Source organism: Microlunatus phosphovorus NM-1 (assembly GCF_000270245.1).
In the GTDB taxonomy this organism is placed as follows: domain Bacteria; phylum Actinomycetota; class Actinomycetes; order Propionibacteriales; family Propionibacteriaceae; genus Microlunatus; species Microlunatus phosphovorus.
The window spans coordinates 4,715,123-4,735,033 of the sequence record NC_015635.1; the positions used below are offsets into that span (position 1 = coordinate 4,715,123).

Here is a 19,911-nt window from a genome sequence, read left to right on the forward strand (position 1 = left end):
GGCGGTGTCGTTCACCGCAGCCATCCGCCGTCGGCTGCGCGAACGGACCTCACTCCCCCGCGACGTCTTGGTGCTGGGCCTGATCGCCTTCTGCGTCGCGGTCGGCTTCGGCGTGCTGGTCCCCGTGCTGCCGGTGTTCGCCCGCAGCTTCGGGGTCGGCAACACGGCGGTCGGCGCGGTGATCTCGGTCTTTGCCCTGATGCGCCTGGCGATCAGCCCGGCATGCGGACGGCTGATCTCCGCGCTCGGCGAGCGTACGGTGCTCGCGGTCGGCATCTTCATCGTGGCGCTCACCAGCGGCCTGGCCGGGGCGGCCCAGAGCTATCCGCAACTGCTCGTCCTCCGCGGGCTGGGCGGTATCGGTTCGGCTATGTTCACGGTCTCCGCGATGAGTCTGCTGCTGGGCAGCGTGCCACCCGACCTCCGCGGTCGAGCGGCCGGCTTCTTCCAAGGCGGCTTCCTGCTCGGCGGCATGGCCGGCCCGGCCATCGGAGGCCTGCTTGCCCTGGTGTCGATCCGGGCCCCGTTCTTCTTCTACGCCGGCACCCTCGCCGTAGCCGGCAGCGTTGGCCTGATGTTGCTCACCAGAACCCGCGGTGCCGATCAGGCCAACGCACCTGCCATGCCTCCGGTGCCGCTGCGCATGGTGTTCGCGGACTCCCGCTTCCAGGCGGCCTGCCTGACCAACCTCGCCCAAGGCTGGACCTCCTTCGGGGTGCGGTCGGCCATGGTCCCGGTGCTGGTGGTTGAGGTCATGCACCGCAGCACGACCTGGACCGGGATCGCCTTCGCCTGCGCCGCGGTCGCGCAGACCGTGGCCCTGGCGCCGGCCGGCAAGTTCGTCGACACCGTCGGCCGTCGGCCTGCGATGATCGGCGGCGGGCTGCTCGCCGGGCTGTCCATCATGGTGGTGCCGTTCGCCTCCACCATGGTGGTGCTGATCATCGCGCTGTGCGCGTACGGGGTCGCGGCGGCCTTCTTGGGCACCGCCCCCGCGGCTGCGGTGGGTGACGCGACGGGTGGCTCGCGAGGCACCCCGGTGGCGGTGTTCTCGATGTTCTCCGACGCCGGAGCCATCGTCGGACCGATCGTCGCCGGCCTGCTGGCCGATCACCTCTCCTTTCCCTGGGCTTTCGGGCTCGGTGCCGCACTGCTGCTGCTCGCCGCCGGCTATGCCACCCGGATGCCCGCCGGAGTGCCGGCCCGACCCGGCGCCGACGGATAAGCACCGCCCGGACTGATCTGCTCGATCTCGTCGGTGTTGCTCTATCTGTAGTTAGTGCGACACCGACAAACCCGAGCAGATCGTGGCCATCCAACGCGCCAGACGTGAAAGGCTCCGCTCATGAGTAGCAGGCGGCCGTTGTCGGAATTGGTCGCGCCCGATTGGGCGGCGGCATTGGAGCCGGTCGCACCCACGGTGGCCGCGCTGGGCGACTTCTTGCGTGCCGAGATCGCGGCCGGCCGCGGCTATCTGCCAGCCGGCGATCGGGTGCTACGCGCCTTCAGCCGACCGCTCGCAGACGTACGCGTGCTGATCGTCGGCCAGGACCCCTACCCCACGCCAGGACACCCGGTCGGGTTGTCGTTCTCGGTCGAGCCGTCGGTACGCCCGATCCCACGCAGCCTGATCAACATCTACACCGAGTTGCAGGCCGACCTGGGCATCGCGCCGGTCCCGCACGGTGATCTCAGCGGCTGGTTCGAGCAGGGCGTGCTGCTGCTCAACAGGGTGCTCACCGTCACGCCAGGCAAATCCGGCTCTCACCGTGGCAAGGGTTGGGAGCAGGTCACCCGGCAAGCCCTCGAGGCCGTGGTCGCTCGCGGCGGCCCGCTGGTGGCGATCCTGTGGGGCCGCGACGCCCAGAGCCTGGTGCCGATGCTCGGCGACGTGCCGTACGTGGCCAGCGCTCACCCGTCCCCGCTGTCGGCCCGCTCCGGCTTCTTCGGCTCCCGCCCCTTCAGCCGCGCCAACGACCTGCTGGTCCGCCAAGGCGGCCAGCCGATCAACTGGCAACTCACCTAACCGTCGCGAGCGGCCGCGAGACGGCGCGCGGCTCTGTCTGGACCGAGAAGCGCGCAGACAACGCCTTATCGTCTGCGCGCGCCGAGGGAAGACAGAGTCTTGAGCGCGCCGCCGAGCAGCGAGTGACGAATTAACTTGGTATCTGGGCGGCCCACAGGTCGGGACCGAACACCTCGTAGCGGATCTTCTCCGCCGGGACCCCCCGCTCGACGAGCGACTGCCGGACCAGCCGCATGAACGGCAGCGGCCCGCAGGTGAACACTTGCACGTCCTCAGGAAGGTCGATAGCGGACAGGTCCATGTAGCCCTCGAACGACCTGGTGTCGCCGTCAGCGACGTTCTCGTACCAGATGTAGCTGCTGAAGTCGTCGAGCAACCGGCCGACGTGCCGAACGGTGTCGCGCAACGCATGGTGACCAGCATGACGATCGGCGTGCGCGACGATCACCTTCCGCTCCGGCTGGGTCTTGGCGACATGCTCGAGGATCGGCAGCACGGTGGTGATACCGGCACCGGCGCTGGCCAACAGCAGCGGCGAGTCGGCATCGGTGACCACGAAGTCACCTGCCGGCGCGCTGACGTCCACCAGGTCGCCGACCTTCAGGCTGTCGTGCAGGAAGGAGGACACTTCGCCGTCCGGGGCGCCGTCGACACCGAAGACCTTGCGAACCGTGATCTGCACTCGGGTGCCGAGCGCGGTCGAGGAGACCGTGTACTGCCGGCCCTGTCGACGGCCGTTGGGCAGGTCGACGAACACCGAGACGTACTGACCCGGCGCCGATGGCGCCACGGGCTCACCGTCCGCCGGTTCCAGGACCAGGGTCACGACGTCGTCCGTCTCCTCGATCCTGCGTACCAGCCGGAACGGACGGAACGGGGTGTTCGGATCGACGCCTTCCGCGGCGTAGATGCGGGCCTCCTCGGCGATCAGCTGGGCGCCGAACAGCCAGTAGACCTCGTTCCAGGCGGCGGCGACCTCGGGGGTCACCGCGTCACCGAGCACCTCACCAACGGCCGCCATCAGATTGCGGCCGACAATCGTGTACTGCTCGGGGCGGATCCCCAGCGAGCAGTGCTTGTAGGCGATCCGACGCAGCACATGGTTGAAGGGCGGCGCGTCGGGGCTGATCAGATGCACCGCATACGCCACCACGGAGGAGGCCAGCGCCTTGCTCTGCTCGCCGGTGGCCTGGTTGCCCTGGTTGAAGATGCGCAATAGCTCAGGGTTCTCGGCGAACATCTTCGGATAGAACACCGAGGTGATCTGCTCGGCGTGGGCGGCAACGACGGCGGCAGTCGCCTCGACGATGGCCTGGGAATTCGCCGACAGCAACTCGGTGGGTCGCGTATCGGTCAGGGTGGGGCTGGACACGATGGGAGAATCCTTCCTGCACGTGGGGGGGGTCACGGACCATAGTCACGACGGCAACCCCGCCCCGATACGTCCAGAGGTCCCTACGCTCTCAGGACTAAAGTCCCGCACTTAATGCACTTGATGGGCTGGACGCCCCCTCAGCCTGAAAGCGCCTGATCCAGATCGGCGATCAGATCGGCCACGTCCTCGAGCCCCACGCTCAGCCGGATCAAGTCGGACGGCACTTCGAGCGCGGTGCCGGCCACGGAGGCATGAGTCATCCGGCCGGGGTGCTCGACCAGCGACTCCACCCCACCCAGCGACTCCGCCAAGGTGAACACCTTGGTACGTCCGCAGACGTCGACAGCCGCCTGCTCGCCGTCGCGCACCCGGAAGGAGACCATGCCGCCGAACCGGAGCATCTGCCGCTTGGCGACGTCGAACTGCGCATGCGACTCCAACCCTGGATAGAACACCTCGCTCACCCGGCTGTGCTGCGCCAGGAAGCCGGCGACCCGCTCGGCGTTGTCGCTGTGCCGCTCCATCCGGACCGCGAGTGTCTTCAGCCCACGCAGCACCAGCCAGGCATCGAACGGACCGGCCACTGCGCCGAGCGCGTTCTGGTGGAACTGCACCCGCTCAGCCAGCGCAGGATCGGCCACCACCAGCGCACCGCCCACCACGTCGGAGTGGCCGCCGCAGTACTTCGTGGTCGAGTGCATGACCACGTCGGCGCCGAGCGCCAGCGGCTGTTGCAGATACGGCGAGGCGAAAGTGTTGTCGACGATGACGAGTGCGCCCAGGGAATGGGCGATCTCGGCGATAGCGGCGATGTCGGCGACCGACAGCAGCGGGTTGGTCGGCGTCTCGACCCAGACGGCGACCGTCTCCCCGGGCCGGATCGCAGCCTCGACCGCGGCAAGGTCGGTCAGATCGACGGGATCGGTCCGCAGACCCCAGGGCTCGTACACCTGGGCGAACAGCCGGAACGAGCCGCCGTACGCGTCGTGCGGCAGCACCAGGTGCGCCCCCGGCTTCGCGATCGAGCGGATCAAGGTGTCCTCGGCGGCCAGTCCACTCGCGAACGCGAAGCCACGGCTGCCACCCTCCAGCGCGGCCAGGCACTCCTCCAGCGCGGTGCGAGTGGGATTCGCCGAGCGGGAGTACTCATACCCGCTCCGCATGTTGCCGACGCCGTCCTGCGCGAAGGTGGAGGACGCGACGATCGGCGTGATCACCGCCCCAGTGGCAGGATCGGGTTCCTGGCCGGCGTGGATGGCGCGAGTGGAGAAACCAGTCATGCTCGCAGGGTACGCGGAGCAGACGGGATCGCCGATCGAGTCTCTTCCGAGCCCTCCCGGACCCGCCGGGCAGAAGTCGAGATCACGGGCCCGAGCAGCCTCAGGTCGGCGCGACGATGACGGCGGCGACTCGATCGACGGCCTGCGCAATCTCACCGAACACCCGCTCGTAGACCGCCTCCGATCGACCGATCGGGTCGTCGATGTCGTCGCTGGTCGGGCTGGGGCTCCGCCGGGTGGCCAGGATCGGGACAGCGGCCCGCAGGCGGACCGCCGGCGTACCTACCGGAAGCTCGTGTGGCCCCATGACCTCCAGCAGCCGGGCGAACTCCAGCAGGGTGAAAGTGCGCCGCACCAGAGCCGGCGAGAGCTCGACGATCTCCGAGCGGTGGGCCTTGGTCAAGGCGAGGACCAGGTCAGCCGCGTTCGCGATCGGCGCCCGTAGCCGCCGGGCGGCGAAGAGGTCGGCGCCGACGGTGGCGGCTCGCAGTCTCCGGGCCATCGGCTCGGAGATCGGCGCACCCACGACACCGAACGTCCCCGCCGAGCCGACCTCGACACTCGGCCCCAGCCTCGCGGCCAAGAGACGTTCCGCCACTGGGGACCGGCAGATGTTGCCCGTGCAGACACACAAGATCGAGAAGCGTTGGTGGTCGGACACTTATGATCCTTCTAGGTTCGAAGTAACTACGGCCGCGTTGAGCCTTTTTCGTGTCGGCGCTCGCTATTCTGCCGAAATGCTGAGGTGGCTCAAAGGCAACGGTCGTTGGTTGGCTCCAACCGTGCTGGTCCTGATCAACCTGGTCCTGATCACGCTGCTGCTCCTCCAGCACCCGACCATCGTGGCTGTGCCGGCCGGGGCCGCGCCGGCCGAGCCCGTCGCCTCCGCCGGCCCGTCCGATTCTGGCACCGGTCCCGATGAGTCGCTCAGCCCAAGCGGAGCGGTCCGCACCAGCGAGTCGATCCGGCACGGCGGCTCAGCCACCCTGAGCGAATCGGCGAGTAACCGTGTGGACCCCTCACCGACCCGATCAGCTTCGCCGAGCCCATCGGTCTCACCGTCCTCGGCTGCCGGGCCGGCCCGTCTGCTTGCCGCGAACTCGGCGAAGATCGCCTGGCGCGCCGAGCAGGGCACCTGTGGCCGCCGATCGACCGTCGAGGTGACCGACGACGGCGGACGGACCTGGCGCAAGACCAGGCCGGGCATCCGTGGCATCGTTCGGCTGAGGGCATACGGCGAGAACTCGGTCTTCGCCGTCGGCGCGGACGCCCAGTGCAAGCCGACCTACGCCTGGATCGGTTCGCCCGACGGCACCTGGCACCGTGACCAGTCGGTCATTTGGGATGTGTGGTTCCGCTTTCCCGACCACCCCGATCGGGTGCATGCTCCCGGTGGTCGAACGAGTCGTCCCTGTGCCGACCACCTCGTGTCATTCGCTGCGACCGACGACTCTGCCGCGGCGCTGTGTGGTGACGGACGAATCCGCACGATGCAGAAGGAGCAGGCTTGGCGTACGGTCGCACGGCAGAGCTCCGCTGTGGCACTGGGGAACAGTGAACAAGGGATCGTGATCGCCCAACCGTCCGCCTCATGCACCGACCTCGTCGTCCGCCGACTGAGCCTGACCGGCACCGGCCTGGCTGCCGGAGGGCCCGGATGCCGGCCCGGCGCCGAGGAACGGCTCAGTGTGGCGATCGGCGGCTCGACCGTCTGGCAGTGGGTGGGAAACGACGTCGTCGTGTCCTAGCGCTGTCCCGGCGGCGTCAGCGGTTGGCGCTGCCAACACCGGCAGGCGACGAGGGCCGCAACTCGGTGTCGGCCGGCTTCGCACCGGACTGGCGGAGTGCACGAATCGGTCGCTTCGGGGGCGGACCAAAGCTTGTCACTACTAGGACTCCATATCGGAAGGATCCCGAGTGCGCCCCGAGGCGATGTCATGCGCGCCGGCCTTGAACCGCATCCACCTTTCGCCGCCCGACGTCGGAGCCGATGAAGAGATCGCGGTGCTTCGTGCCCTTCGATCAGGGTGGGTTGCGCCGCTGGGCCCGGAGGTAGACGCGTTCGAGCGTGAGCTGGCGGCCGCCACCGACCGACAGCACGCCGTCGCGCTGGCCAGCGGCACCGCCGCACTCCACCTGGGTCTGCTGGCCCTTGGCGTCGGGCCCGGCGACGTCGTCCTGACCTCGACCATGACCTTTGCGGCCACCGTCAACGCGATCCTCTACACCGGCGCCCGTCCCGTTCTGGTCGACTGCGACGAGAGCGGCGCCATCTCGGTCGATCTCCTGGTCAAGGCGTACGAGGATCGGCGGGCACAGTCCGCATCGATCAAGGCGATACTGCCCGTCGACCTCTTCGGCAAGGTTGCGGACTACCGTTCGATCACCCCGCTGGCCGAGCGCTGGGACTTGCCAGTGTTGTCGGACGCCGCAGAGTCCGTCGGCGCCCAACGCTACGGGCGACCGGCGGGTTCCTTCGGACACGCAGCCGCGCTGTCCTTCAACGGCAACAAGGTCATGACCACCTCCGGCGGCGGCGCGCTGCTCACCGACGATGCAGCACGTGCGGACTACGTCCGATATCTCGCCAGCCAAGCCCGGCAGCAGGTTCGTCACTACGAACACACCGAGGTCGGTTTCAACTATCGACTGTCGAACCTGCTTGCGGCCTTGGGCCGGGCCCAGCTGGCCCGCCTTCCCGAGATGATTCAGCGGCGCCGCGCATTGCGCCTCGCCTACCGTGACTTCTTTGCCGAGGTGCCCGGTGTTCACCTCCTCGGAGAAGCAGACGGCCAACCCGAGCAGGAAGACCACCGAGAGAACTTCTGGCTCACCTGCGTGGTGGTCGATCCCGCACAGACTGGATGGACGTCGAGCGAACTGGTGGCGTGGTTGGAGGACGCCAACATCGAGGCACGTCCGCTGTGGAAGCCGATGCATACTCAGCCGGTGTTCGCCGGGGCACCCGCCTATCTGAACGGAACCTCGGAATTCCTGTACCACAACGGGCTTTCGCTGCCGAGCGGATCCGGACTCGACGAGGGCGGCCGGGGTCGAGTCCTGTCCGCTCTGTCGGAGTTCCTCGAGCTGCAACGGCGTCGCCACCATGGGTGACACCGCGGCCAAACGCACCTTCGACGTGTGCGCGGCAAGTGCCGGACTGATCATCAGCGCACCGATCCAGCTGGTCACCGCGGCGGCTATCGCGCTTCGCCTGGGCAGACCGATCTTCTTCCGATAGGTCCGGCCTGGCCGCGACGGAAAACCCTTCACCTTGATCAAGTTCCGCACCATGGTTGCCCTGGACGCCCGCGGCGGGAGAGCAAGCGACGCCGAACGGCTGACGTCACTTGGCCGGTTTCTGCGCGCGACGAGCCTGGATGAGCTCCCGACTCTCTACAACGTCGCGCGTGGCGATATGAGCATCGTCGGTCCACGGCCGCTGCTGATGGAATACCTGCCGCTCTACACTCCCGAGCAGGCGCGCCGGCACGAGGTCAGACCAGGAATCACCGGACTGGCCCAGATCAGCGGACGCAACGCCCTCACCTGGCCGGAGCGGCTGGCGCTCGACGTCGACTACGTCCGTCGACGCTCGTTCCGGCTCGACCTGATCATCCTGCTGAAGACGTTTGGGCAGGTCCTTCGGTTCAACCAGGTGTCTGCACCCGGCGAGGCAACGATGAGGCCCTTCACGATGGACTTTCAGCCATGACCGCCGCTCCCCTGGTGACCGTCGGGGCCGCGGGATTCGGCCGGGAGCTCCTCGATGTCGTCGATGCTGTCAACAAGGCGTCAGCTGAAACCGTCTGGGAGCTGACCGGTGTCCTGGACGACGCGCCGTCCGACTCCGATCTCGACAACATCGACCGCCGCGGTCTTCCGTTCCTGGGGCCGGTCGAACCTTGGGTGGCGAGCCACTCTTCGACGCACTTCGCCGTCGGGGTGGGCAGTCCCTCGGTTCGCCGCCGCCTGGCCAGGCTGTTCGAGCACCACGGCCACCGACCGGCGACCGTCTGCCACCCTACGGCAACGTTCGGTTTCGACGCGGTCTGCGCGCCGGGCACCGTCATCTGCGCGGGCGTCCAGATCTCGACGAACGTTCACCTGGGTCCACATACGCATGTCAATCCGAACGCGACCATCGGACATGACAGCGTGCTCGGTGCCTATGTCTCGGTGAACCCTGGCGCCGTCATCTCCGGGGCCTGCGACCTGGAGGAGGCGTGCCTCATCGGAGCCGGGGCGGTCGTGCTTCAGGGTTTGCGGATCGGTGCCGAAGCGATCGTCGGCGCGGCCGCTTGCGTCACTGGCCCCGTGGACCCGGGTTCTGTCGTCAAGGGAGTGCCAGCACGATGACACGGGCCAACGAGACATCGGTTCGCGCACACGCACTACGGACACCGCCATCGGCACCGGGGCCGATCAGGATCTTCACCGAAGCCAGGCTGTACGACGACGGGGCCGGCGGGGTCGTCGCGCTCGATCGTGCCAGCAGCTCGGGCGCGTGGACGTCGTACGTCGCCCACCTCGAAGCCGTCCAATTGGCCGCGCGCGTCGGTCCGGCGAACCCGCGGGCGCATCTCCCGATCGGTGAGATACCCATCTATCGGTTGCCGTTCTTCCAAGGGCCGCGCCAGCTGATCAGCCGGCTTCCGCAGGTGATCAAGGCCGTCGCCAGCTCAACCTCTGAGGCACGTCTGTGCATCTTCGTCTTACCGGGACCGCTCGGCTCCATCGGAGCGGCCTGGTGCCGCGTGCGCCGGCGTCGATACGCCGTCGAGGTGATCGGTGATCCGGTGCAGGTGCTGCGTTCGGGCGTCATAGGGCCCGTCGGAAGTCACCTCGCCCCGGTCTGTGGACGCCTGATGACATGGCTCGTCGGTGGCGCGGGCGCCGCCCACTATGTCACCGAAGAGACACTCCAGCGCCTCTATCCACCAGCTCGCCATGCGCACCAGCATGCGTTCTCCAACGTCGATCTCAGCGACACCGACTTCACCCCTGGCCCTCGTCGGACCCCTTTCCCGGTGCGGGAACTGATTGCGGTCGGAACCCAGGACCAGCTCTACAAGGGCCACGACGACTTGATTCGTGCGGTCGCGCTGCTCTCGGCCACGCACCCGGACCTGCGCCTGACCTTGGTGGGCGACGGGCGCCACTCGGCCGAGCTGCGCGCACTCGCCGTCGCGAGCGGCATCGCCGATCGGGTGACCTTCCGAGGTCGCGTCGACTCCCGCGAGGAGTTACGACGGCTGCTTGGTCGAGCAGACCTCTTCTGCATGCCCTCGCGGACCGAAGGTCTGCCGCGAGCCTTGATCGAGGCGATGGCTCGTGGCGTTCCCTGTATCGGCACGACTGTCGGAGGGATCCCTGAGCTGCTGCCGGCCGACCTCTGTGTCCCGCCGAATGACCCTGTTGCTCTGGCCTCCGCCATGGCGGACTTTGCCGAGGGAACCAGGGACGTCACGGAGGTGTCGAGAATCTTGTGGGAACGGGCGCAACGCTTCCGTCCGGACCAACAGGCGAGGCGACGGGAGCAATGGCTGGCGAGTGTGAGGCGGCTGGCCGGATTGCCGGTGCCGAGATGAGCTGGAACCCGATCAGGAGCTCGGCAACGTGAGACCCAGCGGCACCGGCCTGCGGCGGAGGCCTGATCTCGGCCGACAATCCCCCCGTCCAGTGGAGACCGCCGAGAATGTGGCGGACCCGAACAGCGTCGATCGGACCACGCCCGAGCCCGGCATCCGGGTCGTCAGCTGGCTCGTCGCCACCTTCGCCGTCACCACGATCACGGCACTCTTCTGTCTGTTCGTCCCCGACTTGTGGCATTGGATGGTCATCCCGCTGAGCATCGCCGGAGTGTTGGTCGGCGTGGACGTGATCGAATGGATATCCGGCCGGCTGGACATCTTTCAGCCCCGCGCAGTCGTGGCGCTGCTCGGATTTCACCTGTGCTATCTCGGTCCGATGCTGCACGTCACTTTGGACTACTGGCCGAGGTTCGTGGCGCCGGCTGATGACTGGCGCGAATCCTTGGGCATCCTCGGCGCCGTCAACGCGATCGGAATCCTTCTCTATCGCTTCATCATCTCGCTTCGCCGACCCCAGCGAGTCCAGCGACCGGGCCGCGAGCTGGACGTCCGCCGATTCCTGACGATCACCACTGCGGCAGTTGCCATCGGACTCCTCGCCCTCGGCCTGGTGGTCACCCAGTTCGGTGGCCTCCTGCGCTATGTCCAGGTGCTCGCCGGCCAACGCGAGCTGTTGGCCGGTCGGGGCTGGCTCCTGCTGCTCGCCGAATCCTGGCCAATGCTCCTCTTCATCGCCGTGACACTGCTTGCCCGCAAGAAGCTGCGCGCAAGCAACGTAGCGACGATTGCCCTGATCATCGGGTTCCTGATCGTCCAGTTCACCGTCAGCGGCCTCCGCGGGAGTCGCGCCGAGACAGTCTGGCCCACAGCCATAGCGCTGGCGTTCGTACATCTCGCCATCACCCGGATCAGCCGCCGCGTGATCATTGCTGCGCTCCTGATCTTGACCGGGTTCAGCTATGCCTACGGGTTCTACAAGACCGCCGGTGCCCAGGTCCTGGATCTGGCAAATCAGCGGACGACCCTGCAGATGATGTCAGCTCAGACGGGCCGGAGCTTCACCTTGCTGGTGCTCGAGGACTACGGACGTGCGGGGACACAGGCTCTGGTTGTTGATCGGCTCAGCCGGGGCGCAGAGCTGAGTTGGGGCGCGACCTACCTCGGCGACGTGGCCAGGCTTGCACCGGACATGTTGATCCCAACCCCGTCCAACGACAAAGTAGCGGCCGGCACTGAGCTGCTGCATGCCGATGGTGTGCAGAACAGCGAGATCGCCGATCGGGTCGGGGTGTCTCGACCCACGGTGAACCGATGGCGGGACCGCTACGAGGCGAGTGGGATCGACGGGCTGGTCGATGAGGAACGGTCCGGACGGCCGCGGGAGATCGATCCGAGCGACATCGTCACCGCGACCTTGACCCCACCGCCGGCGCGGCTGGGGGTGACTCACTGGTCGAGCCGGCTGCTCGCGTCGCAGTTGAAGGTCAACCACGTGACGATCACGAAGGCGTGGAAGCGGTTCGGGGTGCGGCCCTGGAAGAGCGATACGTTCAAGTTCTCCACCGACCCCGAGCTGGAAGCCAAGGTGGTTGACGTCGTCGGGCTGTATCTCGCACCACCGGAGAACGCAGTTGTCCTCTGTGTGGATGAGAAGTCGCAGATTCAGGCGTTGAACCGGACGCAGAAGGTGCTGCCGATGCAGCCCGGCCACGCCGAACAACGCACCCACGACTACGTCCGGCACGGCACGACCACCTTGTTCGCGGCGTTGGAGATCGCGGGCCTATCCCGAGGTCGAGCTGCATCTGGTGATGGACAACTACGCGACTCACAAGCATCCGAAGGTCAAGTCCTGGCTGGCGGCGAACCCGCGGATCATCGTGCACTTCACCCCGACCTCTGGGTCGTGGCTGAACCTGGTCGAGGTCTGGTTCGGCATCATCGAACGCCAAGCCATCCGCCGCGGCGTGTTCCCTTCAGTCCGCGACCTGATGATCAAGATCCGGGCCTTCATCGACGGCTGGAACCGCCGCAAACACCCCTTCATCTGGACCAAGACACCCGACGAGATCCTCACCAAAATCAGCCGGAAACGTAACAGGACTTCGTCAGCGAACCACTAGCGTAGAAGACGACGGGGCTGATTGGTTAGGGCTGATTATGTATCTTATGTCAACTAGTCAGCACAGGTGGTCTAGTTGACTTGCACCAGCATAGGCCCTACCTTGAGTCTGTGGCTAGATACCGGGAGATCTACCAGGACCTTCGAGCCCGCATTACCGAGGGTGAGTTCGGGGTCGGGCGGCAACTCCCCGCGATTGCCGTGCTGCAGGAGCACTACGAGGTGCCCGGGCTGAACACGATCCGCCAGGCCCAGCAGCTGCTCGTCCATGACGGACTTATCGAGACCCGCCAAGGAGTCGGAGCATTCGTTGTCAGCCTGACGCCAAACCCCCGCGAGACTGACGTCCTGGCGGAACTGTACGAGGCACGTGCTGCCCTCACTAGGGCCATCACGGCGCTCGAGCGGGACACCCCAGACGGCAACCGGTCGATGGAGTAACGCTGTGTCAACGCCACTCTGGGTCGCCCTCCTGGTCGCATGTGTCCTCATCGCCGCCTCGGCTGGAGCTGTCGGGCGGCACCGCCGCGGCAACAGCTCCGCCCGCGACGGTCTGACGCCAACCGAGTGGCTCCTGTGGGGCGTCGTCGGTGCTGCATTGCTCGTGGGCGTCCTGATCGCCCTGCTCTGAACCCCCGCTTCTGTCAGGGGTGCACGATCTGCTAGAAGCCAATCTCGAGAAGAGGAACTCAACTCATGGACGCACACCTGGCCTGGTTGTTCGCTCTCGCCGGCGGCGCCGTGCTCATCGTCGGCGCACTCATGATCCTGGCGTACCGACCGGCCGTCAGCGGCCTGGCCGCCGACGGGACGCCTGTCAGTATCGACGCCCGCGGTATTCGCCCTGCGGTCAGCATGGGCATCATCGCCGCCGGTGCATTGACTATCGGCCTCGCACCTCTGCTGACCCGTTGATACCCGGGTTGGCTTTGGGCGCGAGTTCTGGACGCGTTTGGGCGCGAGTTCTGGACGCACTCCATAGAGCGCGGCGCTCGGAATGTGCGCGAGATTCAGACGCGCGGCAATGCCGAAGCTGTTGCACTCGACGTCCGGTCGCGGAACATGTTCATCGGGCGGGTGTTGCGCAACGCCGCGGCCACCGGCGACCCTGACCTGTGGAGTTCGGCGCTTTGTGGCGGTGTTCTGTGATCGCTGGATGGCGGCTCAGGTGCCGATGACGAGGGTGCTGGCGGCGGCTTCGACGACGTCGTCGGTGATGGTTTCGAGTTGGTTGATCTTGAGTACGCGGTTTATTTGGGGGAAGAGGCGTTCGAGGAGTCGGAAGTTGCCGCGGGTGATGCGTTCGATGGCAGCGACGGCTTGGGCGTCGGTGAAGTCGTCGGGGTTGAGGGTGCGGCCAAGTCGTTTCCAGTGGCGGTCGAGGACGAAGAGCAGTTCTTCTCGGCCGAGAGTGCGGTAGCGGTGGGAGAAGCCGAGTCGGCTGTAGAGCTGGGGGTAGTGCCGGAACCGTTGGTCGATGCCGGGCATGCCGATCAGGATGATGGCGAGCTGGGTGCGGTCGTGGCGGTCGCGGAGCAGTTCCAAGGCGGTGGGGGTGAGCCGTTCGGCTTCGTCGACAATGAGCAGTTCGACCCAGCGGGTCGTGTCGCCGACCCTGGTGCTGGTGATCTTGCCGCTGGTGCGTTGATGTTCGTCGACGCAGTTGCCGAGGCGGCTGATCCATCGGTCGATGTCGCGGAGCAGCTCGCGGTGCCGGGGCAGGACTTCGGGGGTGTAGACGACGGTGCGGGCACGGTTGGCGAGGGTGTTGTGTTTGGCGTCGTCGTCGATGCGCGGTCCCCAGGCTTGCAGGTAGGGCTCCAGGGTGTCCCAGTGGGCGTAGCGGCGGGCGGAGTTGGTCTTTCCTACACCAGCGTCGCCGTGACATATGCCGATGGTGTGGTCGGCGCGGACGGCGTTGGCGAACTCGGTGAAGCGTCGGTGTTCCTTGGTCACGATGAAGTTCTGACTCATCGGTCGTCCTCTTCGTAGGTTCGCAGCCGCTGGCGACGCGGGGCCGGGTCCGGTGTGGTGTGCGGTTGGTCGCGGTGGGCGACGGTGGGGATGCGGTCGTTGAGGGCGCGGCGGAGCTGGCGGCGGCGGGCGCGGCGGGCGGTTTCGATGTCGCGGAGGCTGAGGCGCTGGTTGGGGTGGTCCTCGTCGATGGCGACGCAAAGGAAGGTGTTGCGGTCGTAGACGCGGATCTCGGAGAGGTCGCGCGGGTCGTAGCGGATCGTCACGGGGTGGCCGACGAACGGGGCGAGGGTCGGTGCCAGGTAGCGCTGGCCTTGGAAGTGGATGCCGTCACGTTGCACGGTGCGGTGTTTGGCGACGGTGAGGAGGAGCCCGTCGAGCTGTTCGAGGCTGTCGGGCATGCGGGGCAGCCAGCCGTCGGCGACCCACGCGTCTCGTGGTGAGGTGCCGAGTTCGCGGTGAGGTCGCTCGTTGTAGGTGGTGACGAAGTCGCCGATCGCCTGGTCGAGGGCCGACAGGTCCAGGACCGGTTTCGGTGCCTTGCTGCCGGGTCCGAGGTGGCCCGGCAGCGTGTTGAGGAGTTCGGTGTTGACGGTTCCGAAGAACCGCTCGATCTTCCCCCGGCCTTGCGGGCGGGCGACGGTGGAGTGGATGAGCCGGATGTGCAGCTCGATCGCGGTCCGGTCAAGGTGGTGGCTGGTGAAGTCGGAGCCGTGGTCGACGTACAAGATGTCGGGGATGCCGCACATCGCCCACTGCGGGTCGTTCTTCCGCCAGATCGCCTGCCGTAATGCCAGCGCGGTTTGCAGCGCTGACGGGGCACCGGAGAACACGGTGTAGCCACAGATGGCGCGGGCGTGGTCGTCCATCACCGCGGTCAGCCATGGCCGGTCCGGGCGGCCGTCGGGGCCGACGATGAGGATGTCGAGCTCGGTGTGGTCGGCCTGCCAGATCCGGTTCGGACGATCGGCCCGGAACCGGTACACCAGCTCGTGGCGGTCCCGGTACGAGGCGGGACCTTCCAACGCCAGGGTGACCAGGGCAGGGTCGAGGGCTTGCACGATGGCCCGCACGGTCGAGTAGCTCGGCGCCGGCAGGTGCTGTTGGTCTGCTTCGGCGACGGTCAGCCGATACAGGGTGGCGATGCTGGGTCGGGGCCGGGTCAGCGCGAGCCGTTCGACGAAGAGCACCACGTCGGCACTGGTGCGGCGTTGGCCGGCGTCGGTTCGGGGTCGGGGTTCCAGTGCGGCGATGCCGCCGGCGCGGTACCGCTGGTGCCAGCGTTGCAGGGTGCGCTCGCCGACGCCGGTGGAGCGGGCGAGGGCGGCGAGCGGGACCTGGTCTTCGACATGCAGTCGAAGCACCCGCCACCGCCCGTCAGCGTCCACAGCCGCCTACATCCTCGTCACATTCCGCTGTCCTTGCGGGCCGCGAAGGCTTGCTGGTGGCGGTACAAGGTCGCGCGGCTCCACCCAACCAGCCGGGCCGCGTCTTCGGCGGTGCGGCCTTTCGCCCGGGCGTCGGCGGCGATCGCGAGCTTGTCAGCGATCACCACCGGGTCCGACAGTGGCCGGCCGAATCGGGTGCCGTTCTGCCGGGCAGCGGCGATGCCAGCGTTGACGCGCTCCACGATCAGCTCTCTTTCGTACTCGGCGAGCGTGGCCAGCATGTTCAACATCAGCCGTCCGGTCGAGGTGGCCGGGTCGATCCCGTCCGACACCGACCGCACCGCCACGTCGCGGTCGCGGAGTAGGTTCACGGTGTTGAGGACGTCGATGAGTGACCGGCCGAGCCGGTCGACCCGCCACACCACCACCGTGTCGCCCGGCTCGGCGTAGCCGAGCAGCTTCTGCATGCCGGGCCGCTCAGCTGCCGACCTGCTGCCGGAGGTGATATCGGCGAACACGTCACGCTTCTGCACCCCGGCCGCCACCAGCGCGTCCAGCTGCAGCTGCGCATCCTGGCTCGCTGTGCTGACCCGCGTGTATCCGAGTTGCCTCACCCTCAACAGTCTGCCTCAGAAACCCCTCGCCACGCCCGGCCCGAGACGCATTACGGCGAGACTTCTTTCTGAGACATACTCCCAGTCCCTCGGTAGGCAGGCGGCAGGGCGGCTCGATCTCACGCCAGACGTGTCTCAAGAATCTGTAGTTTTATGAGTCACTTGTCTTGCTCAGCGGCTGCGGCAGTTCGCGCAGCTGTCCATCAGCTCGATGCTTCAGGCGGGAAGATGGGTGACGAGGGCGCGGGCGGCCGTGATGCCGAGTTGGAGTACGAGTTCGCGGGGTTGACCGCGGTCGAGCTGGCGGAATCCGGCGTCGAGGATGCCGACGGTCAGTCCGGTGGCGATGGGTACTCGTTCGGGATGGTTCTGCAGGAGGTCTGTCCAGGCGTTGGTGAGGGTGTTGCGCATGCCGGTGTGGGCGTGGGCGACGGTTTCGTCGATCGAAGCGTTCAGCGACTGGGTTCGTGCGGCTTCCATCAGCCATCCGTGGCCGGTGGCGGCGGCTTGTTCGAGGTTGGTCCGCACCCAGGCGACCACGCGATCCTCCGGGCTGCCGGCGATCTCCATCGCTGCCGAGACCGTGGTCAGCCACTCGGGTAGGTAGCGGTCGACGACCAGGCTGCGGAGGTCTTCGACGGAGTCGACGTAGCGGTAGATGCTGTTGCGGGCGATGCCGGCCGCTGAGGTGACGGCGCCGGCAGTCAGGTGGCTGGACGGTGATTCGCGCAGGATGGCTTCGGCAGCGTCGATCAGGCGGGTCCGGATCATCGCGCGGTGCTCGGCAACCGTGGGCGCATCGATCTTCGGCACCGTTCCTCCTTCGCGAGATCGTTCCCTTCATGGGCGACTGACACCGCGGATCGCGTGACGGTCACACCCTGAGCAATGTTAGCGACATCACCGTCCCGAAATTTGCGGACACAGCGTCACGAACATAGGGTTGAGCCTGTTAGAGACAGTCCGTCGCAATACTGGAGGTGGTCGTGAGAAAGGCAGAGTCGGTTCTGTTCCGTCTGTCAGCGGGATGGACCGTGGTCGGGTTGGCCAGTGGGCTTGCCTATCGAGAGTTAACCCGCTCGACCGGGTTCAGCGGGTTCACCCAGCTCGCGGTGGTGCACACCCACACGCTGGTCCTGGGCACGATCGTGGGCCTGCTGGTACTTGCCTTGCAGCGGGTCTACCGGCTCGGTGAGGATCGCCGGTTCGGCTGGTTCGTGTGGATCTGGACCATTGGACTCGTCCTCACCGCCGGCGCGATGGCGGTCAAGGGATCGCTGCAGGTGCTCGGTTCAGCTGCCGCCGACTCATCGGCCCTGGCCGGTGTCTCCGGGCTGGGCCACGTCGTGTTGACCGTCGGCTTCGTGCTCGTGTTCTTGGTGCTGGGACGCCGCATCCGCCACACCCAGCAGGAGTCCGACACCGAGACCGCGACCACGCAGGCCATGCCGGCATGAGTGCGCTTCAGCCTGACGAGACGCTGGTGACAGCTGAGCGTGCGCCCGAAGCTCAGCGTCGGGCCTGGGCGGGATTGTGGGTGCTGGCGGCAGCGTTGGCCATGATCGTGCTGGACGGCACCATTGTCGGCGTCGCGTTGCCGGCAATCATCACCGATCTGCACCTGGATCTCACTGACGCGCAGTGGGTGAACAGCCTGTACTCGGTGGTTTTTGCCGCTCTGCTGCTGACCGCCGGCCGCCTAGGTGACCGGTGGGGGCGGCGGAGGTTGCTGCTCGCAGGTGTCACAGTGTTCGTTCTCGGCAGCATGCTGGCTGCGTCCGCCGGCGACGCCGCGGCGCTGCTCTCCGCGCGTGCCCTGCAGGGTGTCGGCGGGGCGATGGTGCTGCCGTCCACGTTGTCCACGGTTAACGCCACGTTCCGCGGCCGCGACCGGGCTGCGGCGTTCGGGATTTGGGGGGCGGTCATGTCCGGCGCGGCCGCGCTCGGACCACTGCTGGGCGGCTTCCTCACGCAGGTGTCGAACTGGCCGTTGGTGTTTTGGATCAACGTGCCGATCGGCCTCGCCGTGGCAGTCGCCACCATGCTGCTCGTCGACGAGACCCGCGGCACCAAGGCCGCTGGGATCGGCGTCGACGTTCCCGGGCCGCTGCTCAGTGCTGCCGGGCTCGCCCTGATCGTGTTCGGGCTGATCGAGAGCAGCTCGCTGGGCTGGTGGACACCGACCGGCTCGCCGGCATTGTTCGGGCCGGCCTGGCCCGCCGCCGCCCCGGTCTCACCGGTGCCGGTCGCCCTAGCCGTCGGAGTCGTGCTGCTGGCTGCGTTCCTGGTCGTGGAGTCTCGTCGGCAGCGCAGCGGCCGCACCACCGTCCTCGACCTGCGGCTGTTCACACTCCCGACCTTCAGCTTCGGCAACACCACCGCGCTGCTCGTAGCGGTCGGTGAGTTCGCCCTCCTCTTCGTCCTCCCGCTCTTCTTGGTGACCTCGCTTGGGCTCAGCATGCTGTCGGCCGGTCTGGTGCTGGCCTCGATGGCCACGGGAGCGTTCCTGTCCGGTGCGGTCGCCCGCCACCTGGCAGCCCGCTTCGGCCCGACCCGGGTGGTGGTCCTCGGCCTCGCCCTGGAAGTGGTGGGCGCCACCGCGGCCGCGCTCGTCACCACTGCCAGCGGGCCCGGCTGGGCGGTAGCCGCCGCACTCCTGCCCTACGGGCTCGGGCTGGGCTTGGCGTCGGCGCAGCTGACCTCCACCACCCTCCGCGACGTTCCCCCCAGTCAGTCCGGGACCGGGTCGGCCACCCAAAGCACCGTCCGTCAACTCGGCGCCGCGCTCGGCAGCGCCGTCGCCGGCACAACCCTCGCCGCCGCCCTCACCACCCACCAGACCCCAACCGCACTCGCCGACCCGACCGCGTTCCCCGCCGCCAGCGCCTCAGCCCTCTGGGTCGCCGTCGCCATCCTCGCGATCGCCACCCTCACCGCCTGGGCGCTCGACCACACCAGCCGTCGGCAGCCAGAAACCGCCCCCCAGATCACCCCACCAGCAATTCAGGAGAAGTCATGCTCGCCCCAGCCATCGTGATCATCACCCTCGCGCTCGTCTTCTACTCCATCGGCATCTGGGCCGAACGCATCCAAGGCATCCTCAAACCCTGGCACGCCGTCTTCTTTGGCCTCGGCCTCGCCGCCGACGCCACCGGCACCTTCCTCATGACCCAAATCGCCGCCAGCCGCCGCACCGAAGGAATCCAAGCGAGCGGACTCAGCTCCGTGATGGCCGTCAGCGGAACCATCGCCATCGTATTGATGGCCATCCACCTTCTCTGGGCCATCGTGGTCCTCATCCGCAACCGCGAGCACGAGAAGCAGACGTTCCACCGCTTCAGCATCGCGGTATGGGTCCTCTGGCTCATCCCCTACATCATCGGCGCCGCCTCCGCTATGGCCGGATGAATCAGCCGTAGCCGATGCAGGCACGACTCCCGCCACCGAGCGCTGCAAGTTTGCCGCCACTAAACGCTGCCGCCCATAACCCTGACCCCGGTGTCACCGGCCTGGCTGTCTCGGTTGAGGGACCCCTTGC

Annotated in this window: 21 protein-coding genes and 2 pseudogenes; 16 read left to right on the forward strand and 7 right to left on the reverse strand. The window is 67.3% G+C overall.

Annotation, left to right across the window (positions count from 1 at the left end; translation table 11 throughout):
* Positions 1–4 precede the first annotated feature (4 nt).
* Positions 5–1,225: an MFS transporter gene (locus MLP_RS21310; protein ID WP_013865256.1), complete on the forward strand. Its 1,221-nt coding sequence runs from the start codon at positions 5–7 to the stop codon at positions 1,223–1,225.
* A gap of 120 nt (positions 1,226–1,345) precedes the next feature.
* Positions 1,346–2,026, forward strand: coding sequence for a uracil-DNA glycosylase (locus MLP_RS21315; RefSeq protein WP_013865257.1), 681 nt, complete (start codon positions 1,346–1,348; stop codon positions 2,024–2,026).
* A gap of 130 nt (positions 2,027–2,156) precedes the next feature.
* Here the strand turns inward: MLP_RS21315 and MLP_RS21320 are convergent, their stop codons facing one another.
* The 3 genes from MLP_RS21320 to MLP_RS21330 form a co-directional block, all read right to left on the reverse strand.
* A complete protein-coding gene (locus MLP_RS21320; protein ID WP_197536453.1) occupies positions 2,157–3,398 on the reverse strand; it encodes a globin domain-containing protein in 1,242 nt (413 codons plus the stop codon).
* Positions 3,399–3,538: 140 nt separating this feature from the next.
* Entirely contained in the window at positions 3,539–4,681 is a 1,143-nt protein-coding gene (locus MLP_RS21325) for a cystathionine gamma-synthase (protein WP_013865259.1), read from the reverse strand.
* A gap of 100 nt (positions 4,682–4,781) precedes the next feature.
* Complete coding sequence (locus MLP_RS21330) at positions 4,782–5,342, reverse strand: arsenate reductase/protein-tyrosine-phosphatase family protein (protein WP_013865260.1); 561 nt, start codon at positions 5,340–5,342, stop codon at positions 4,782–4,784.
* A gap of 76 nt (positions 5,343–5,418) precedes the next feature.
* Here MLP_RS21330 and MLP_RS21335 point away from each other — a divergent pair, with 76 nt between their 5' ends.
* From MLP_RS21335 to MLP_RS28160, 11 genes and pseudogenes are all read left to right on the forward strand, one after another.
* Positions 5,419–6,429 (forward strand): hypothetical protein, encoded by a 1,011-nt coding sequence (locus MLP_RS21335; RefSeq protein ID WP_041790418.1) that lies wholly within the window; start codon positions 5,419–5,421, stop codon positions 6,427–6,429.
* A 169-nt stretch (positions 6,430–6,598) separates the two neighbouring features.
* Positions 6,599–7,795, forward strand: coding sequence for a DegT/DnrJ/EryC1/StrS family aminotransferase (locus MLP_RS21340; RefSeq protein ID WP_013865262.1), 1,197 nt, complete (start codon positions 6,599–6,601; stop codon positions 7,793–7,795).
* Positions 7,788–7,922 carry a hypothetical protein gene (locus tag MLP_RS29355; protein WP_331441357.1) on the forward strand — a complete coding sequence of 45 codons (135 nt, stop codon included), beginning with the start codon at positions 7,788–7,790 and terminating at the stop codon, positions 7,920–7,922. The genes MLP_RS21340 and MLP_RS29355 overlap by 8 nt, the downstream gene beginning before the upstream one ends.
* A gap of 15 nt (positions 7,923–7,937) precedes the next feature.
* Positions 7,938–8,396 (forward strand): annotated as a pseudogene (locus tag MLP_RS21345) (sugar transferase); the annotation flags it as partial.
* The gene (locus MLP_RS21350; RefSeq protein ID WP_013865264.1) at positions 8,393–9,040 is read left to right on the forward strand and encodes an acetyltransferase; all 648 of its coding nucleotides are present in this window, start codon (positions 8,393–8,395) and stop codon (positions 9,038–9,040) included. The pseudogene MLP_RS21345 and the gene MLP_RS21350, both read left to right, overlap by 4 nt.
* A complete protein-coding gene (locus tag MLP_RS21355) occupies positions 9,037–10,272 on the forward strand; it encodes a glycosyltransferase family 4 protein (protein WP_013865265.1) in 1,236 nt (411 codons plus the stop codon). The genes MLP_RS21350 and MLP_RS21355 overlap by 4 nt, the downstream gene beginning before the upstream one ends.
* A 1,249-nt stretch (positions 10,273–11,521) precedes the next feature.
* Positions 11,522–12,398 (forward strand): annotated as a pseudogene (locus tag MLP_RS21360) (IS630 family transposase); the annotation flags it as partial.
* Between the two features lie 110 nt (positions 12,399–12,508).
* A complete protein-coding gene (locus MLP_RS21365; RefSeq protein WP_013865268.1) occupies positions 12,509–12,838 on the forward strand; it encodes a winged helix-turn-helix domain-containing protein in 330 nt (109 codons plus the stop codon).
* A 4-nt stretch (positions 12,839–12,842) separates the two neighbouring features.
* Positions 12,843–13,028 (forward strand): hypothetical protein, encoded by a 186-nt coding sequence (locus tag MLP_RS21370; RefSeq protein ID WP_013865269.1) that lies wholly within the window; start codon positions 12,843–12,845, stop codon positions 13,026–13,028.
* Between the two features lie 65 nt (positions 13,029–13,093).
* A complete protein-coding gene (locus MLP_RS21375) occupies positions 13,094–13,312 on the forward strand; it encodes a hypothetical protein (RefSeq protein WP_013865270.1) in 219 nt (72 codons plus the stop codon).
* A gap of 84 nt (positions 13,313–13,396) precedes the next feature.
* Positions 13,397–13,546, forward strand: a complete 150-nt coding sequence (locus MLP_RS28160) for a hypothetical protein (RefSeq protein ID WP_156821251.1) — start codon at positions 13,397–13,399, stop codon at positions 13,544–13,546.
* 15 nt (positions 13,547–13,561) lie between these two features.
* Here the strand turns inward: MLP_RS28160 and MLP_RS21380 are convergent, their stop codons facing one another.
* The 4 genes from MLP_RS21380 to MLP_RS21395 form a co-directional block, all read right to left on the reverse strand.
* Positions 13,562–14,371: an AAA family ATPase gene (locus tag MLP_RS21380; protein ID WP_013865271.1), complete on the reverse strand. Its 810-nt coding sequence runs from the start codon at positions 14,369–14,371 to the stop codon at positions 13,562–13,564.
* A complete protein-coding gene (locus tag MLP_RS21385; protein WP_013865272.1) occupies positions 14,368–15,759 on the reverse strand; it encodes a Mu transposase C-terminal domain-containing protein in 1,392 nt (463 codons plus the stop codon). The genes MLP_RS21380 and MLP_RS21385 overlap by 4 nt, the downstream gene beginning before the upstream one ends.
* Before the next feature lie 17 nt (positions 15,760–15,776).
* Positions 15,777–16,373 carry a recombinase family protein gene (locus tag MLP_RS21390; protein WP_013865273.1) on the reverse strand — a complete coding sequence of 199 codons (597 nt, stop codon included), beginning with the start codon at positions 16,371–16,373 and terminating at the stop codon, positions 15,777–15,779.
* A 216-nt stretch (positions 16,374–16,589) separates the two neighbouring features.
* The gene (locus MLP_RS21395) at positions 16,590–17,186 is read right to left on the reverse strand and encodes a TetR/AcrR family transcriptional regulator (RefSeq protein ID WP_013865274.1); all 597 of its coding nucleotides are present in this window, start codon (positions 17,184–17,186) and stop codon (positions 16,590–16,592) included.
* 173 nt (positions 17,187–17,359) lie between these two features.
* On the opposite strand from MLP_RS21395, the gene MLP_RS21400 reads away from it, so the two are divergent.
* From MLP_RS21400 to MLP_RS21410, 3 genes are read left to right on the forward strand one after another with little or no spacing between them, the layout of a single operon-like run.
* Positions 17,360–17,830 (forward strand): DUF2871 domain-containing protein, encoded by a 471-nt coding sequence (locus MLP_RS21400; protein ID WP_013865275.1) that lies wholly within the window; start codon positions 17,360–17,362, stop codon positions 17,828–17,830.
* Positions 17,831–17,856: 26 nt separating this feature from the next.
* Positions 17,857–19,410, forward strand: a complete 1,554-nt coding sequence (locus MLP_RS21405; protein ID WP_013865276.1) for an MFS transporter — start codon at positions 17,857–17,859, stop codon at positions 19,408–19,410.
* Positions 19,389–19,781 carry an HsmA family protein gene (locus MLP_RS21410; protein WP_013865277.1) on the forward strand — a complete coding sequence of 131 codons (393 nt, stop codon included), beginning with the start codon at positions 19,389–19,391 and terminating at the stop codon, positions 19,779–19,781. Before MLP_RS21405 ends, MLP_RS21410 begins: the two co-directional genes overlap by 22 nt.
* Positions 19,782–19,911 lie beyond the last annotated feature (130 nt).